General features: G+C 69.8%; 14 protein-coding genes and 2 pseudogenes. 6 read left to right on the top strand and 10 right to left on the bottom strand.

Annotated features, from left to right (window positions below; all coding sequences use genetic code 11):
• Window positions 1–130: 130 nt before the first annotated feature.
• Window positions 131–778: a histidine phosphatase family protein gene (locus tag AC5L3C_RS15820; RefSeq protein WP_493653895.1), complete on the bottom strand. Its 648-nt coding sequence runs from the start codon at window positions 776–778 to the stop codon at window positions 131–133.
• 50 nt (window positions 779–828) lie between these two features.
• Complete coding sequence (hemL, locus tag AC5L3C_RS15815; protein ID WP_493649540.1) at window positions 829–2,145, bottom strand: glutamate-1-semialdehyde 2,1-aminomutase; 1,317 nt, start codon at window positions 2,143–2,145, stop codon at window positions 829–831.
• 302 nt (window positions 2,146–2,447) lie between these two features.
• Between hemL and AC5L3C_RS15810 the strand changes: the two genes are divergently transcribed.
• Entirely contained in the window at window positions 2,448–3,059 is a 612-nt protein-coding gene (locus AC5L3C_RS15810) for a hypothetical protein (protein ID WP_493649539.1), read from the top strand.
• Between the two features lie 195 nt (window positions 3,060–3,254).
• Here AC5L3C_RS15810 and AC5L3C_RS15805 read toward each other — a convergent pair.
• The 3 genes and pseudogenes from AC5L3C_RS15805 to AC5L3C_RS15795 form a co-directional block, all read right to left on the bottom strand.
• Window positions 3,255–3,564: pseudogene (locus AC5L3C_RS15805) on the bottom strand (flavoprotein); the annotation flags it as partial.
• Between the two features lie 26 nt (window positions 3,565–3,590).
• Window positions 3,591–3,734, bottom strand: a pseudogene (locus AC5L3C_RS15800) (MFS transporter); the annotation flags it as partial.
• Entirely contained in the window at window positions 3,731–5,128 is a 1,398-nt protein-coding gene (locus AC5L3C_RS15795; protein WP_493649538.1) for an NAD(P)-binding domain-containing protein, read from the bottom strand. The pseudogene AC5L3C_RS15800 and the gene AC5L3C_RS15795, both read right to left, overlap by 4 nt.
• A 286-nt stretch (window positions 5,129–5,414) precedes the next feature.
• Between AC5L3C_RS15795 and AC5L3C_RS15790 the strand changes: the two genes are divergently transcribed.
• Window positions 5,415–5,780, top strand: coding sequence for an ArsR/SmtB family transcription factor (locus AC5L3C_RS15790; RefSeq protein WP_493649537.1), 366 nt, complete (start codon window positions 5,415–5,417; stop codon window positions 5,778–5,780).
• Window positions 5,781–5,803: 23 nt separating this feature from the next.
• On the opposite strand, the gene AC5L3C_RS15785 is transcribed toward AC5L3C_RS15790, so the two are convergent.
• Entirely contained in the window at window positions 5,804–6,151 is a 348-nt protein-coding gene (locus AC5L3C_RS15785; RefSeq protein ID WP_076975681.1) for an ArsR/SmtB family transcription factor, read from the bottom strand.
• 46 nt (window positions 6,152–6,197) lie between these two features.
• Between AC5L3C_RS15785 and AC5L3C_RS15780 the strand changes: the two genes are divergently transcribed.
• The gene (locus AC5L3C_RS15780) at window positions 6,198–7,244 is read left to right on the top strand and encodes a flavin-containing monooxygenase (protein ID WP_493649536.1); all 1,047 of its coding nucleotides are present in this window, start codon (window positions 6,198–6,200) and stop codon (window positions 7,242–7,244) included.
• Here the strand turns inward: AC5L3C_RS15780 and AC5L3C_RS15775 are convergent.
• The 3 genes from AC5L3C_RS15775 to AC5L3C_RS15765 form a co-directional block, all read right to left on the bottom strand.
• A complete protein-coding gene (locus AC5L3C_RS15775; protein ID WP_493649535.1) occupies window positions 7,236–7,733 on the bottom strand; it encodes a hypothetical protein in 498 nt (165 codons plus the stop codon). The two genes, AC5L3C_RS15780 and AC5L3C_RS15775, sit on opposite strands and share 9 nt — an antisense overlap.
• A 226-nt stretch (window positions 7,734–7,959) precedes the next feature.
• A complete protein-coding gene (gene arsB / locus AC5L3C_RS15770; protein ID WP_493649534.1) occupies window positions 7,960–9,069 on the bottom strand; it encodes an ACR3 family arsenite efflux transporter in 1,110 nt (369 codons plus the stop codon).
• Window positions 9,066–9,374: an ArsR/SmtB family transcription factor gene (locus AC5L3C_RS15765; RefSeq protein ID WP_493649533.1), complete on the bottom strand. Its 309-nt coding sequence runs from the start codon at window positions 9,372–9,374 to the stop codon at window positions 9,066–9,068. The genes arsB and AC5L3C_RS15765 overlap by 4 nt, the downstream gene beginning before the upstream one ends.
• Before the next feature lie 95 nt (window positions 9,375–9,469).
• Here AC5L3C_RS15765 and AC5L3C_RS15760 point away from each other — a divergent pair, with 95 nt between their 5' ends.
• The gene (locus tag AC5L3C_RS15760) at window positions 9,470–9,892 is read left to right on the top strand and encodes an arsenate reductase ArsC (protein ID WP_319252880.1); all 423 of its coding nucleotides are present in this window, start codon (window positions 9,470–9,472) and stop codon (window positions 9,890–9,892) included.
• Between the two features lie 599 nt (window positions 9,893–10,491).
• Here AC5L3C_RS15760 and AC5L3C_RS15755 read toward each other — a convergent pair.
• Window positions 10,492–11,376 carry a MurR/RpiR family transcriptional regulator gene (locus AC5L3C_RS15755; RefSeq protein WP_493649532.1) on the bottom strand — a complete coding sequence of 295 codons (885 nt, stop codon included), beginning with the start codon at window positions 11,374–11,376 and terminating at the stop codon, window positions 10,492–10,494.
• A 155-nt stretch (window positions 11,377–11,531) separates the two neighbouring features.
• Here AC5L3C_RS15755 and solA point away from each other — a divergent pair, with 155 nt between their 5' ends.
• Together solA and AC5L3C_RS15745 are read left to right on the top strand one after the other, a co-directional pair.
• Window positions 11,532–12,665, top strand: coding sequence for an N-methyl-L-tryptophan oxidase (solA, locus tag AC5L3C_RS15750; RefSeq protein WP_493649531.1), 1,134 nt, complete (start codon window positions 11,532–11,534; stop codon window positions 12,663–12,665).
• Between the two features lie 9 nt (window positions 12,666–12,674).
• A complete protein-coding gene (locus tag AC5L3C_RS15745; RefSeq protein WP_493649530.1) occupies window positions 12,675–13,586 on the top strand; it encodes an ABC transporter substrate-binding protein in 912 nt (303 codons plus the stop codon).

Raw genomic sequence — 13,586 nt, 5'->3', positions numbered from 1 at the left:
GCGTCAGGCCGTTACCGGGCCGGGCGTACGGGCGTTGAGCACCGAAGGCGTCCTTGTCTCACGCCCCGAAGGCGTCCTTGTCTCACGCCCCGAAGGCGTCCTTGTCTCACGCCCCGAAGGTGCCCTGGTCTCACGCCCCGAAGGCCTTGCCCTTCCCCTTCACCGGCTTGGCGCCCGCCAGCAGATGCTTCGGCACCAGATCGCGGGCCGGCTCGCTGTAACCGACGGAGACGATGCGATCCCCCCGGTAGGTGAAGGAGGTCAGCGAGGCGAGCGTGCACTGCCGCTTGCGCGGGTCGTGCCACAGCCGCCGCTTCTCGACGTAGGACCGTACGACCCAGATCGGCAGCTGATGGCTGACCAGCACCGCCTCGTGTCCGCGCGCCGCGTCCTTGGCCGCGTTCAGCGCGCCCGTCATGCGGACGACCTGGTCGACGTACGGCTCGCCCCAGGACGGCTTGAACGGGTTGACCACATGCTTCCAGTTGGCCGGGCGGCGCAGCGCGCCGTCCCCGATGCCGAAGGTCTTGCCCTGGAAGACGTTCTCCGCCTCGAGCAGCCGCTCGTCGGTGACGATGTCCAGCCCGTGCGCCTTGGCGATCGGCTCGGCCGTCTCCTGCGCCCGCTCCAGCGGGGAGGCGCCGACATGGACGATGTCGCGGGACGCGAGGTGCTCGGCCACCCGGTCGGCCATGCGGCGGCCCAGCTCGGAGAGGTGGTAGCCGGCGAGGCGGCCGTAGAGGATGCCGTCGGGGTTGTCGACCTCGCCGTGCCGCATCAGATGGACGACGGTGATGTCCTCGTTCTCGCGGTGCTTCTCCTCAGTACTCACGCGGTCGCCTCCGCTGCCGCTCGGGCCGCCGCCGGGAGGGCGTCGGCGATGCGCTGGACGGCCCGCTCGTCGTGGGCCGTGGACACGAACCAGGACTCGAAGGCCGACGGCGGCAGATACACGCCGTTCTCGAGCAGGGAGTGGAAGAACGCGGTGAAGCGGAACGACTCCTGCGCCTTGGCGTCCTCGTAGCTGCGCACCGGGCGGTCGGTGAAGAACACCGAGAACATGTTGGAGGCGTTCTGCAGCGTGTGCGCCACCCCCTCCTTGGCCAGCGCCTCGGCGACGAGCGCCTGGATCTGCGCCGAGACGGCGTTCACCTTCTCGTACGCGGCGTCGTCGAGCAGGCGCAGCTGGGCCAGCCCGGCGGCGGTGGCGACGGGGTTCCCCGAGAGGGTGCCGGCCTGGTAGACGGGCCCGGCCGGGGCGAGGTGCGCCATCACGTCGGCGCGCCCGCCGAAGGCCGCGGCCGGGAAGCCGCCGCCCATCACCTTGCCGAAGGTCATCAGGTCGGGACGGACGCCGTCGACGCCGTACCACCCGGCGCGGCTGGTCCGGAAGCCCGTCATCACCTCGTCGGAGACGTACAGCGCGCCGTTCGCCGCGCACGCGTCCTTGAGACCCTGGTTGAAACCGGGCAGCGGCGGTACGACGCCCATGTTGCCGGGCGAGGCCTCGGTGATCACGCAGGCGATCTCACCGGGGTGCGCGGCGAACGCGGCGTGCACGGCGTCGAGGTCGTTGTACGGCAGCACGATGGTGTCGCCGGCCTGGGCGCCGGTGACGCCGGGGGTGTCGGGCAGCGCGAACGTGGCCAGCCCGGACCCGGCGGAGGCGAGCAGCGAGTCGACGTGGCCGTGGTAGCACCCGGCGAACTTGATCACCTTGGTGCGCTGCGTGAAGCCGCGCGCGAGGCGGATCGCCGACATGGTGGCCTCGGTCCCGCTGGAGACCAGCCGCACCTGCTCCAGCGGCTCGATCCGGGCGACCATCTCCTCGGCGAGCGCGACCTCGCCCTCACCGGGCGTGCCGAAGGACGTACCGCGGGCGACGGCCTCCTGCACGGCGGCGATCACCTCGGGGTGCGCGTGCCCGAGGATCATCGGCCCCCACGAGCAGACGAGGTCGACGTACTCACGGCCGTCGGCGTCGGTGAGCCAGGGTCCGGCGCCGGACACCATGAACCGGGGCGTGCCGCCGACGGCGCGGAAGGCACGCACCGGTGAGTTCACACCACCGGGAGTGACGGCCGCGGCACGATCGAACAGCGCCTGCGAGGCTGGGGCTTCGTACGAATATGGCAGTTCGCTCATGACCTGCGACTTCTCCGACCTTCTCCGACGTCCCGGGATCTCGCCGGGCTGCGGGTGCGTGTGACTCGTCTCAGGGTAGGCCAGGGCGGGCCTCGCGCATCCGGCCCCCGATCCCGCGTGATCTGCGAAACTGTCGTCTGATACACACAGCTCATACGGCCGGGCGGCCGGAGGCTGCGAAGATCCCGCGGACAAGATGGTTCACCGCACGTTTCGGCGGGCGGCCGTGGGGGAGGTCACTGACACGATGATCGGGTTGCGCGGCGGGGCCACGCGTCCTAGAAAAGCAGTCGGGTGGAGATATGCATCGCGGTGGCGGACTGGGCGAGGGGACTGACGACCTGGGTCCTCGACGTGCCCGGCGGGGAAGGCACCGGCGCGAGGCGGAGGAGACGGACGAGACGACGCCTCGGACCCATGGCGAGCCGGAGCGGACCGGCCCGCTGAGGGGGGCGGAGAGCAGGAATGGTGGTCGGGTGGGGGTGACGTACAAGTACTTCGGCGCGCCGGACGGCGCCACCGCGGCCCGCGTCCCGATCTCGATGCGCCCCGAGGAACTCGGCGGCGACGAGCTCGGGATGAACGGCATGTTCACCAAGATCAAGCCGGAGACGATGGCCGCGATGGTCCTCACGGGCATCGAGGGCGTCCCCCTGCACAAGGTCCCGCCCCTGGAACTGGTCGTCCTGCACCCCGACTACGCGGTCGTGAAGCTCCCCATGACGGTCGTCGACCCCCTGCGCGGCATAGGCGAGGAGGCGGTCGGCGCGGCCGCCTTCATCTGGTCCACGGTCCCGGACCGGGGCGGCCCGCGTGACGCGTTCAACGTGTACCAGCTGCTCCACGAGTGGCAGGACTTCAGCCACCGCCTGCACGAGGCCGGCCACCAGGCGTACTGCCTGGTATGGCCCTGAGCCGGGGCTTCGCGACACCCGGGCGGGGCCTTCGGGCCTCGCCCTTCCGGTTTCCGGCGGCTCCGCGCCGGTGAAGGCACCGTCGACCGCCTTGAGGGTCCGGCTCTCGCTGGACGGCAGCAGTGGGTGTACGTCCGGAACGTGAAGCCCGGGGCCGAGTGGCCGAGGAACTCGCCGCGAGCACATCGGCGCTGATCACGACCCTGCGGGCAGCCTCGGGGCAAGCAGCTCCAGCACTTCCTCCCAGCGGTAGCGGTCGGCACCGCCGCCCGGCTTCGGCCGGTGAGGCTCGTAGGAGCCGATGAGGACGCCCATCTCCCGCAGCACGTCCGGGCTCCGGCGGTATGCAGGATGGGCGGCCTGGGCGGAGTTCAGGCACGGCGACCGGAACGCCCATGGCGGGCGCCTCGCACAGGATGCCCAGCGCGAGGTTGTCCGAGATCCCCGCGGCCCACTTGTTGACCGTGTTGAAGGTCGCCGGGGCGACCGCGATCGCATCCGCAGGGTCGTGTAGCCGCGTTCCATGAGAAGCGGAACGAGGACGGGGAAGGCGTAGTAGACGATGCCCCAGCTCACGATCTGCGTCAGGCAGAAGGTAGGTAGGGCGGCGCGGGGCCGCGACCGGTCCCCTGTTCCGGTCGCGGCCCCGCTGTCGCGGGTGTTGAGGCCGGTCACGAGCCGCAGCAGCCGCCCGCCGGTGCTTCCTCGGCAGCCGTGCCCACCGCCGCGGGCGCGACGAGCGTGACGAGCTGCGGTTCCGGGGCAGCGCAGCATCCGTCACCTTCGGTCTGCTGGGCGTCCGGGGTGTCGAACAGGCCCGCACCGCCGCAGACCCCGGTCTCAGGGAGGGTGAGTTCCACGCGGTCGGCGGACTCGATGTCGCCGGCGACGGCCGCGGCGACGGAGCGGACCTGCTCGTAGCCGGTCATGGCCAGGAAGGTGGGCGCGCGGCCGTAGGACTTCATGCCGACCAGGTAGACGCCCTGCTCGGGGTGGGAGAGCTCGCGGTGACCGTGCGGGTAGACGGTGCCGCAGGAGTGCTGGTTCGGGTCGATCAGCGGGGCCAGTTCCACTGGAGCCTGAAGACGCTCGTCCAGGCCCAGGCGCAGCTCGTCCAAGAACGAGAGGTCGGGGCGGAAGCCGGTCAGCACGATCACCTCGTCCACCGGGTCGAGGCGGCGTCCGTCCTCGCCCACCAGGACCAGGCGGCCGTCACGGTCGCGTTCGAACGCCTCGGTACGGAAGCCCGTGACCGCGTCCGCGTGCCCCTTGTCGACAGCAGCCTTCGCGGCGAGGCCGAGGGCTCCTCGGGCGGGCAGTTGGTCGGCGGCGCCGCCGCCGAAGGTGGAGCCGGAGATGCCGCGGCGCAGGATCCACACCGCGTGCGTGCCCGTACCGCCCTCGGACTCGGCCAGCTCGGCGAGGTACGCGAGCGCGGTGAAGGCGGAGGCACCTGAGCCGATGACGGCCGTGTGCTTACCCGCGTACCGGGCGCGGACGGCCGGGTCCTTCAGATCCGGTACGCGGTAGGTGATCCGGTCGGCCGCCGCCCTCTCGCCGAGCGCGGGCAGACCGCTGCCGCCGGCCGGGCCGGCCGTGGCCCAGGTACCGGAGGCGTCGATCACCGCGCGGGCGAAGACGCGGTCCTCGCGGCCGTCGGCGTACTCGACGTGCACCACGAACGGCTGCTGCTCCCGGTCGGCGTCGACAATCCGATCGCGGCCGGTCCTGGAAACACCGGTGACGGTGGCCCCGGTGCGCACCCGGTCGCCGAGGACGTCGGCGAGCGGCTGCAGATACTGCTCGGCCCAGTCTCCGCCGGTCGGGTACGTCGCCGGGTCGGGGCGGATCCAGCCCGTGGGGGCGAGGAGCTTCTCGGCGGCCGGGTCGACGACCTCGCCCCAGGTGGAGAACAGGCGCACGTGGCTCCATTCACGCACGGCCGCACCGGCACGGCCGCCCGTTTCCAGGACGAGGGGCTCGATGCCGCGCTCAACGAGGTGGGTGGCGGCGGCGAGCCCGACGGGGCCGGCCCCGATGACGACGACAGGGAGCTGCTGGGTGCTCATGATGCTCGATCTCCTTGAAGGGCGAAGGGGGTCAGCGCGCGTGCGTGAGGGCGGTTGGCTGAGTGTGCTGCCGGCGTTCGGCCGCCCGGGCGGCGCTGTCGCTGACCTGAGCGCAGCTGTCGCAGAAGCTGACGCCGGCCAGGTGGCGGGCGGTGCGACGGGCTCGGGCCGCGGTGAGCGCAGTACGGAGGGTGGTGGCCACGACGACTCCCTGTTTCGATGTCTGTCGATACGTGTCTACGCCTCGGAGCTTGCCACCCGTATCGACGAGTGTCAACATAGACACATGTCGAAATCAGAGGCCGTGGAACTCCCTGTCCTGCAGGACGGGGATGTCGTACCGTGCTGCCCGCCGATCACCGCCGGGGAGCTGTCCCCGGCGGACGCGGAGAAGATGGCCGCCATGTTCAAGGCGCTGTCGGACCCGGTGCGCCTGCGCCTGTTCTCCAGGATCGCCTCGCATCCGGGCGGGGAGGCGTGCGTGTGCGACATCGCCGACGTCGGCGTGTCCCAGCCGACCGTGTCCCACCACCTGAAGAAGCTGCGCGAGGCCGGCCTGCTGACCTCCGAGCGGCGCGGCACCTGGGTCTACTACCAGGTCGCACCGCCGGTGGTGGCGGCCATGGCCGCGATGCTCGATCTGCGCGGCTGACCGCTGCCCGAGCCGGGCTGCGGTCAGGCGCCGCAGCCGAGCGGACAGCAGCGCAGCAGGTATGCCTTGAGGGCGTCCAGGTGGTGAGCCATGGTGGCGCCGTCGGCGCGGTAGAAGACCTGTTTGCCCTCCTTGCGGGAGAGGACCAGGCCGCCGCGCCGCAGGAGGCTCAGGTGCTCGGAGGCCGTTGACGGCTTGAGGCCGCACCGCTCGGCGATCTCTCCGACAGTCAGTTCGCGACTGCCCGCGAACTGCTGCATGACCAGTTGGCGGGTCTCGCTCGCCAGGGCCTTGAGGAAGTCGGCCGTCGCCGGGTCGACCCCCTCGCCCGCACCGCCACCTGCCACTTCCTCGGCTGATCCGCGACTCATATTTCGTCACTTCCCGAAACGACGACGCTTACAGGAGAAGGTTCTCATGGAGCCCCACGCCGACCTCATCGTTCTCGGCGCCGGCCAGTCCGGTCTGGCCACCGCCGCACTCGCGCCCCGCCACGGTTTCGCGCGTGCGCTCGTCTTGGAGTCGGCCGACCAGGTCGGCGGGTCATGGCCCCGCTACTACGACAGCCTCACCCTGTTCTCTCCCGCCCGGTACTCGTCGCTGCCCGGCATGCGCTTCCCCGGTGACGGCGACCGCTACCCGACCAGGGACGAAGTGGTCGACTACCTGCGCGCCTACGCCCGCCGGCTCGACGCCGACATCCGCACCTCCACCACCGTCACCTCGGTGCAGCCGCGCGACGGTGCCTGGATGGTGTGCACGGAGGACGGCGCCGAGTTCACGGCGCGAGCGGTCGTGGCCGCGACCGGCGCCTTCCGCAGTCCCTACACGCCGGTCGTGCCCGGCTGTGAGGAGTTCGCCGGGCAGTCGCTCCACGCCGCCGACTACCGCACCTCCGAGCCGTTCACCGGCCGGCGCGTCGTGGTCGTGGGCGGCGGCAACTCGGCCGTCCAGATTGCCGCCGAACTCGGCGTGGTCGCCGAGACCACGCTGGCCAGCCGCCGGCCGATCGGCTGGGTGAAGCAGCGTCCGCTGGGCCGGGACATTCACTGGTGGCTCCGGCGCACCGGGTTCGACATCGCCCCGCTGAGCCGGATGCTGGAGAGGGTGCCGGTGTCCGTCCTCGACGACGGGCGCTACCGCAGGGCTCTCGACACCCACGGCATCGAGCGGCGCGAGATGTTCGCTCGTCTCACACCGGACGGTGTCGTGTGGGCCGACGGTGCCAAGGAACCTGTCGGTACGGTCATCTGGGCCACCGGGTACCGCCTCACCTGTCCCTACCTGAACGGAAGCGGTGTCCTGGGCACCGATGGCCGGCCCCGCCACCACGGCGGCATCGCCACCGTTCCCGGGCTCGGGTTCGTCGGCATCGAGTTCCAGCGCAGCTTCTCTTCCAACACCTTGCGCGGCGTGGGCCGCGATGCCGCGCACGTGCTGTCCCGGCTCAGTCGCTCACGCTGACTCAGCGTCCTCGGCCGCACGGTTCCATGCCTCGCTGTAGACCTGGATCTCTTCATCGGACAGGTCCAGGTCGCCGTGGACGCGCACCACGTTGGTATCCCACGGGCGCACGCCGTCGTGGCGTGGAGTGAGCAGGACTCCGAGCGTGGAAGATTCCTCTGCCATGCCAGTGCGCGCGGTGACCTCATGGTGGCGCAGTTGCACGTACGCGGAGAAGGAAGCCTGGACGATGGGATCGAAGCGGGTGGCCGCGCCCACGATCAGCTGACGGGCCCCGTCCTCTTCGAGAAGACGCCGGAAGCGCCACTTGCAGTGCTCATCCGGTACCTCCGGCACGTCACGGAGCATGTCCAACAGCAGGTGACCCCATTCAGCCCGGGCCGGCACCGGCAGCCGGTCGAAGTCGGACAGCACCGTGAAGCGGTCTGCCTCAGCCACCGAATCGCGCAGGAAGCTGGTGGCAACGTCTTCCAGCATGATGCGGATCATGAGGTGGGCATGGGTACCGTCGGCCCCCGCCGGAGCCTGCGGCAGCCGCGGTGTGGAGAACAGCGTGCCACCCGGACCGACCAGCTCTGTGTCGATGTCCTTGGCCGGCGCGGCGGCATCGGCGGCGGCCAGCTCGTAGAAGCGGACCCAGGGTGGCGGCGCAGGTGGTAGCCGGCGGCGAGCCCAGCCTGGCCGCCGCCGACCACCACCACGTCCGTGTGCTGCGTCACGGTGCAGTCGTCACCGCATGGGCGGCGAATTTCTTACGCCAGGCCAGTGCGACGTAGACCAGGCCGATCAGCACCGGGACTTCGATGAGCGGGCCGACGACGCCGGACAGGGCCTGACCGGAGGTGACGCCGAAAGTCGCGATGGCGACCGCGATGGCCAGCTCGAAGTTGTTGCCCGCAGCCGTGAACGCCAGCGTGGTGGTGCGGTCGTAGGCAAGGCCCAGGCCCTTGCCGAGGACGAAGGTGCCGAAGAACATGACCGCGAAGTACACCAGCAGCGGCAGCGCGATCCGGGCGACGTCCAGGGGCTGGGAGGTGATGGTCTTGCCCTGCAGGGCGAAGAGGATGACGATCGTGAACAGCAGCCCGTACAGCGCCCACGGCCCGATCTTCGGCAGGAAGCGCTGTTCGTAGCCCCCACGGCCCATCTTCCGCTCACCGATCCGGCGGGTCAGGAAGCCGGCCAGCAGCGGGACGCCGAGGAAGATGACCACGTTCAGGGCGATCTCCCACATCGAGATGTCCAGGTGCTCTCCGTCGCCGAGGCCGAGCCAGCCGGGCAGCAGGTCGAGGTAGAACCAGCCCAGCAGACCGAACGCCAGGACCTGGAAAACCGAGTTCAGCGCGACGAGCACGGCCGCGGCCTCGCGGTCGCCGCAGGCGAGGTCGTTCCAGATGATCACCATGGCAATGCAGCGGGCCAGGCCGACGATGATCAGGCCGGTGCGGTACTCGGGCAGGTCCGGCAGGAAGATCCACGCCAGCGCGAACATCACCGCAGGTCCGAGGATCCAGTTGATGACCAGGGAGGAGATCATCAGCTTCCGGTCGCCGGTGACGGCGTCCAGCCTGTCATAGCGGACCTTAGCCAGGACCGGATACATCATGATCAGCAGGCCGAGCGCGATCGGCAGGGAGACACCGCCGACCTCCACCTTCGCCAGCGCGTCGTTCAGCCCTGGAATGGCCCGTCCGAGCCCGAGGCCGACGGCCATGGCGATGAGGATCCACACCGCCAGGTAGCGGTCGAGGGTGGAGAGCTTCTTGACGATCGAGTCGTCGCCACCCCCGGTCTGCACGGAGGTGGTGGGCTCGGTGGAGGTCACGGGCAGGCCCTCTTGTTCTCGGCGGCGGTACGGGCGGCGGCGGCGAGTTCGGCGAACTGCTCGGACAGGTCGGCCAGGACCTCGGGCCTGAGCTTGTAGTAGGTGTAGCGGCCGCAGGGTTCGGTCTCCACGATCCCGGCCTCGCGCAGCACCTTCATGTGGTTGGACAGGTTGGTCTGCTTGGCTCCGGTCTCCTCGACCAGGTGCGTCGTGCACAGCGTCTCGCGCGCCAGCAGGGTCACGATCTTCAGGCGGAGCGGATCACCCAGCACCCGGATCACATCAGGATCGACTGAAGTCAGCATGCACTGATACTCTCACATCACCACTCGCTGATATCAGCGGTGGCTGAAGTCATTGGCGGCCGAGTTCCGCCATGCGACGAAAGAGAACGATCACCATGGCCGACAAGCCGTCCGTCCTGTTCGTCTGCGTCCACAACGCCGGCCGCTCCCAGATGGCCGCCGCCTGGCTGACCCACCTGGCCGGCGACCGCGTCGAGGTCCGCTCCGCCGGCTCCAACCCGGGCGACCAGGTCAACCCGGCCGCCGTCGAGGCCATGGCCGAGGTCGGCATCGACATCTCCAAGGAGACGCCGAAGATCCTCACCATCGACGCGGTCCGCGAGTCGGACGTCTGCATCACCATGGGCTGCGGCGACACCTGCCCCGTCTTCCCCGGCAAGCGCTACCTCGACTGGAAGCTCGACGACCCGGCCGGCCAGGGCGTCGAGGCCGTCCGTCCGATCCGCGACGAGATCAAGACCCTGGTCGAGGGCCTGATCGCCGAGATCGCCCCGGCGAAGCCGGAGGCGACGGCGTGAGCGAGATACGCGACGTCGTCATCATCGGCTCCGGCCCCGCCGGATACACCGCCGCCCTCTAAACCGCCCGCGCCCAGCTCAAGCCCCTGCTCTTCGACAGCAGCATCTTCGTCGGCGGATCCCTCTCGAGTGGCAGGACGTGGGCGAACACGCCGACCAGCCCGTCGGGCGGCACGGTTGGCAGCTGCTGCGCAAGCCGGGCGCCCTGTCGAGCTCCTCGATGAGAGCGGTAGGTCCACCAGCAGCTCCTGCACGTCGGCCTCGCGGATCCCGGGGCGGCACCGCATCATCGAGATCCGGTCCTAAGCTCGCGCCGGCCAGGAAGTACGCGAGAGCGTCGATGGGGGTCCCGCCAGCGCGCTCGGCCGCTAGCGTTCGGCCAGCAAGAGCGAACGCATCAGCCCGGACGCGACCACGGCCGTGTCGGGCAATGTGCAGATCACGCCAGAGCCTAGCGCCCGGCGTTCCCCCGGCTCGGCCGTGATCCACCGGGCAGCCCTCGGCGTCCAGGGCCGACGAGCACCGGGGGGGGGAGCCGAGGCGACCTGGATGCGCCGGGACGCCAAAGGCCGGCGGAGCCGAGCATCAGGCAGTGCCGCTCACTCAGCCTCCTCCGATGGCTCGGCGCCGGTGGGCAGCGAGGGCAGAGGGTCAACGTCCAGGTCTGTTCCGACGGCCTTGTAGCGAAGCTCGTTGACCAGCTGCTCGGTCGCGACGGCGCGGTCGGGGTGACGTGCGGCAATCTCCAGGGTGAGCGCCCGGGCGAGGGCCATTGCGATGATCACCGGGCTGGCCGGACCGACATTCGTCTGGGGTGTCTGCAGAACCACGTCCACCCGGTCACGCACCGACATGCCCAGGGCTTCGCTCATGAACAGCACCCGTGCTCCCACGGCGCGGGCGTGGTCGATGACGACGTCGATCTCCCGGAAGTGGCGCAGCGGGGCGACGACGAGGACGGTGTCGTTGCTGGAGAGGGGCAGCAGCCCGCCAGTGACGCCGAGTCCGGTCTGCGTCAGGCTACGGGCTGGTACACCGCACCGGCGCAGCTCTATGGCGATGAATTCCGCGACGCATCCGGCTTCCTCGATCCCGTAGGCCAGCACCTCGCCGGCTGTGTCGAGGAGGTCGACGGCCGTGTGCCAGGTGTCGGGGTCTACGAGGTGGCGTGCCTCGAGCATCAGGTTGCTGGTGTCGAGCAGTACCTGATCGGCGATGGTGGCATCGGTGCCGAGCTGTTCGATCGACTGTGCGAGCATCCGGGCGGGGTCGCGCCGATCTACCACCGCCTTAAGCAGGACTCGCTTGAGTTCCGGTAGCCCTGAGTAGCCGAGCGCCTTCACCGTGCGCACCACGGTTGCGTCGCTGGTCCCGATGCGCAGGCCCAGGTCGGCGGCGGTCGACGACGGGATCTCGTTGGGGTGGTCCGCGAGGTAGCGGGCCACCTTCCGCTCGCTGGGCGACAGCTCGTCAGCGAGCGCCACGACGCGCTCGTGTAGCGGTGCACTCGAAAATCTCGTAGTTTTCACGACAGACATTGACTCCTTTTAGTAGTGCAGCCTACATTCCCTGCAATCTCGCCGACAACACAGTGTCGGTGAGCGAAGGGAAGGCGAGCGAACGTATGGCCAGGAGCCGTATGAAGGTGGCCGTTGTCGGTGTCGGCACGATCGGCGCAATGGCGTTGCTGCATCTGGTCCGCAGCGGGGTGGAAGTCGTCGGGTACGACGCGTTCACCCCCGGGCACGACCGCGGCGCGGCGGGCGGGGAGAGCCGGATCTTCCGTGTCGCCTATGAGGAGCAGGCCGACTACGTGCCGCTCCTGCTTCAGTCTCTGGAGCGGTGGCGCAGCCTCCAGTCGGCAGCCGGCCAGCAGCTGTTCTACCCGGTCGGATGCGCCACGGTGGGCCCCAGCGACCATGGGGGGTTGCAGGCGGTGCGCGACGCGGCGGCGGCCCACGGGCTGACGCTGGAAGAGCTGGATGAGGAGGCGGCCCGCATCCGGGTTCCCGAGCACCCGCTTCGCCCCGGCGAGTCCCTGCTGTTCGACCCGCTCGGCGGCCTGATCCGGCCGGAGGCCAGCGTGGTGACGGCCGTCGGGCTGGCTGAGGCCGCCGGGGCTACGGTCCGTGCCAACACCGCGGTGCTGGACGTGCAGGAGGACGGGGACCGCGCGGTGGTCGTCACCGAGCACGGCCAGGACACCTTCGACCGCGTCATTGTGTGCCCGGGCCCCTGGGCAAACCGCCTGAAGCTGTTCGCCGGCTTCCAGCTGGCGCCCAAGCAGTTCGTGGCGACCTGGTTCCCCCGGCGCGATTCGCGCGCCTTCGACCTGAACCGCACGCCGGTGGCCATCCGGGTCGGTACCCCCACCTTCTCCTGCTTCCCCTGTGTCGATGGCGTGTCGGTGAAGGTCATCGCCCGCGGACCGGCCTTCACCGACCTGGACGACCCGGACGAGCTGCCGCGTACGGTCGGCCGCGACATCGTCGAGCACGCCGCCGCAGCGGTCCGGTCTGTCCTGCCCGCGCTTAACGACACCCCCATCCGCATCGCCACCTACAGCGACCTCTACAGCCCGGACGAGCACGCCCTCCTCGGCCCCCTTCACCCGGGCAGCCCGGTCACGGTGGCCGCGGCGTTCTCCGGTCACGGTTTCAAACTGGCCCCCGTCTTCGGCGAGATCGCCGCAGAACTCGCCGTCGACGGTCACACGAATCACGACATCTCGTTCCTGTCCCCCAGCCGATTCCAGACAACCCAGCAGGCCTAAGGAACACCCATGAAGACACGCAGATCAGCAATCGCCATCTCGCTCGGCTGTACCCTCGCCGTCGCCGGATGCTCCTCCAGCGGTTCAGACGGTGGCGACACGTCCAAGGCGACGAACAACGCCTCCATCACCGCGCAGAAGGACCAGGCGGCAGCCAAGCTGGTTCCGGCCTCGGTTGCTAAGGCGGGAGTCCTGCGGGTGGGCGTCGCTCTGGGCTCGCCGCCCGACGAGTTCCAGGACAAGCACAACAAGATCGTCGGCTGGGAAGTCGACGTGGTGCGTGCGGCCGCTCAGACCATGGGCCTGAGCGTGAAGTTCGTGCCGAACTCGTTCGACTCCCTCATCCCCGGCCTGCAGGCGCGCCGCTTCGACGCTGCGATCGGGCAGTTCGGCGTCACGAGTGAGCGGGAGAAGGTCGTCGACTTCGTCGCCACCCTGCAGTCCAACCAGCTGTTCGCGGCGCGGTCGGACTCCGGCATCAAGGTCACGAGCCTGGACGATCTGTGCGGACGCAGTGTCGCCGTCGTCCGCGGTGCGCGCCAGTACGAATTCGCCAAGGCGCAGAACCCCAAGTGTGTCGAGGACGGAAAGGAGGCTATCAAGATCGGGGTGTTCAACGACGACGCCCAGGCCGCGCTGAGCCTGACCAGCGGACGCAGTGACCTGTACTGGTCTGGCGCGACCGCCGTCGGCTACTTCGTCAAGACCAGCAACGAACGCGCCAAGGTCGTGGGCAGCTACCTCAAGCCCAACCCCCTGGGCACCGCGATGACGAAGAACTCGGGCATGGCCGAGGCCATGCAGGCCGCCGTCCAGCGGCTCATGGACGACGGCACCTACCAGAAGATCATGACGAAGTGGGGACTGAGCGCGATGGCCATCGACAAGGCTGTGGTGAACCCGAGTGTCGCGGAGAACTGA

Source organism: Streptomyces speibonae (genome assembly GCF_984686075.1).
The sequence above is the reverse complement of the archived record's forward strand: the minus strand, read 5'-3'. Positions and strand labels throughout refer to the sequence as shown.

Coding starts and splice junctions, on each gene's coding strand:
- AC5L3C_RS15820 (WP_493653895.1), bottom strand. CDS start 778: ATGCGGCACGGCGAGGTCGACAACCCCGACGGCATCCTCTACGGCCGC.
- hemL (WP_493649540.1), bottom strand. CDS start 2,145: ATGAGCGAACTGCCATATTCGTACGAAGCCCCAGCCTCGCAGGCGCTG.
- AC5L3C_RS15810 (WP_493649539.1), top strand. CDS start 2,448: ATGCATCGCGGTGGCGGACTGGGCGAGGGGACTGACGACCTGGGTCCT.
- AC5L3C_RS15795 (WP_493649538.1), bottom strand. CDS start 5,128: ATGAGCACCCAGCAGCTCCCTGTCGTCGTCATCGGGGCCGGCCCCGTC.
- AC5L3C_RS15790 (WP_493649537.1), top strand. CDS start 5,415: ATGTCGAAATCAGAGGCCGTGGAACTCCCTGTCCTGCAGGACGGGGAT.
- AC5L3C_RS15785 (WP_076975681.1), bottom strand. CDS start 6,151: ATGAGTCGCGGATCAGCCGAGGAAGTGGCAGGTGGCGGTGCGGGCGAG.
- AC5L3C_RS15780 (WP_493649536.1), top strand. CDS start 6,198: ATGGAGCCCCACGCCGACCTCATCGTTCTCGGCGCCGGCCAGTCCGGT.
- AC5L3C_RS15775 (WP_493649535.1), bottom strand. CDS start 7,733: ATGATCCGCATCATGCTGGAAGACGTTGCCACCAGCTTCCTGCGCGAT.
- AC5L3C_RS15765 (WP_493649533.1), bottom strand. CDS start 9,374: ATGCTGACTTCAGTCGATCCTGATGTGATCCGGGTGCTGGGTGATCCG.
- AC5L3C_RS15760 (WP_319252880.1), top strand. CDS start 9,470: ATGGCCGACAAGCCGTCCGTCCTGTTCGTCTGCGTCCACAACGCCGGC.
- solA (WP_493649531.1), top strand. CDS start 11,532: ATGAAGGTGGCCGTTGTCGGTGTCGGCACGATCGGCGCAATGGCGTTG.
- AC5L3C_RS15745 (WP_493649530.1), top strand. CDS start 12,675: ATGAAGACACGCAGATCAGCAATCGCCATCTCGCTCGGCTGTACCCTC.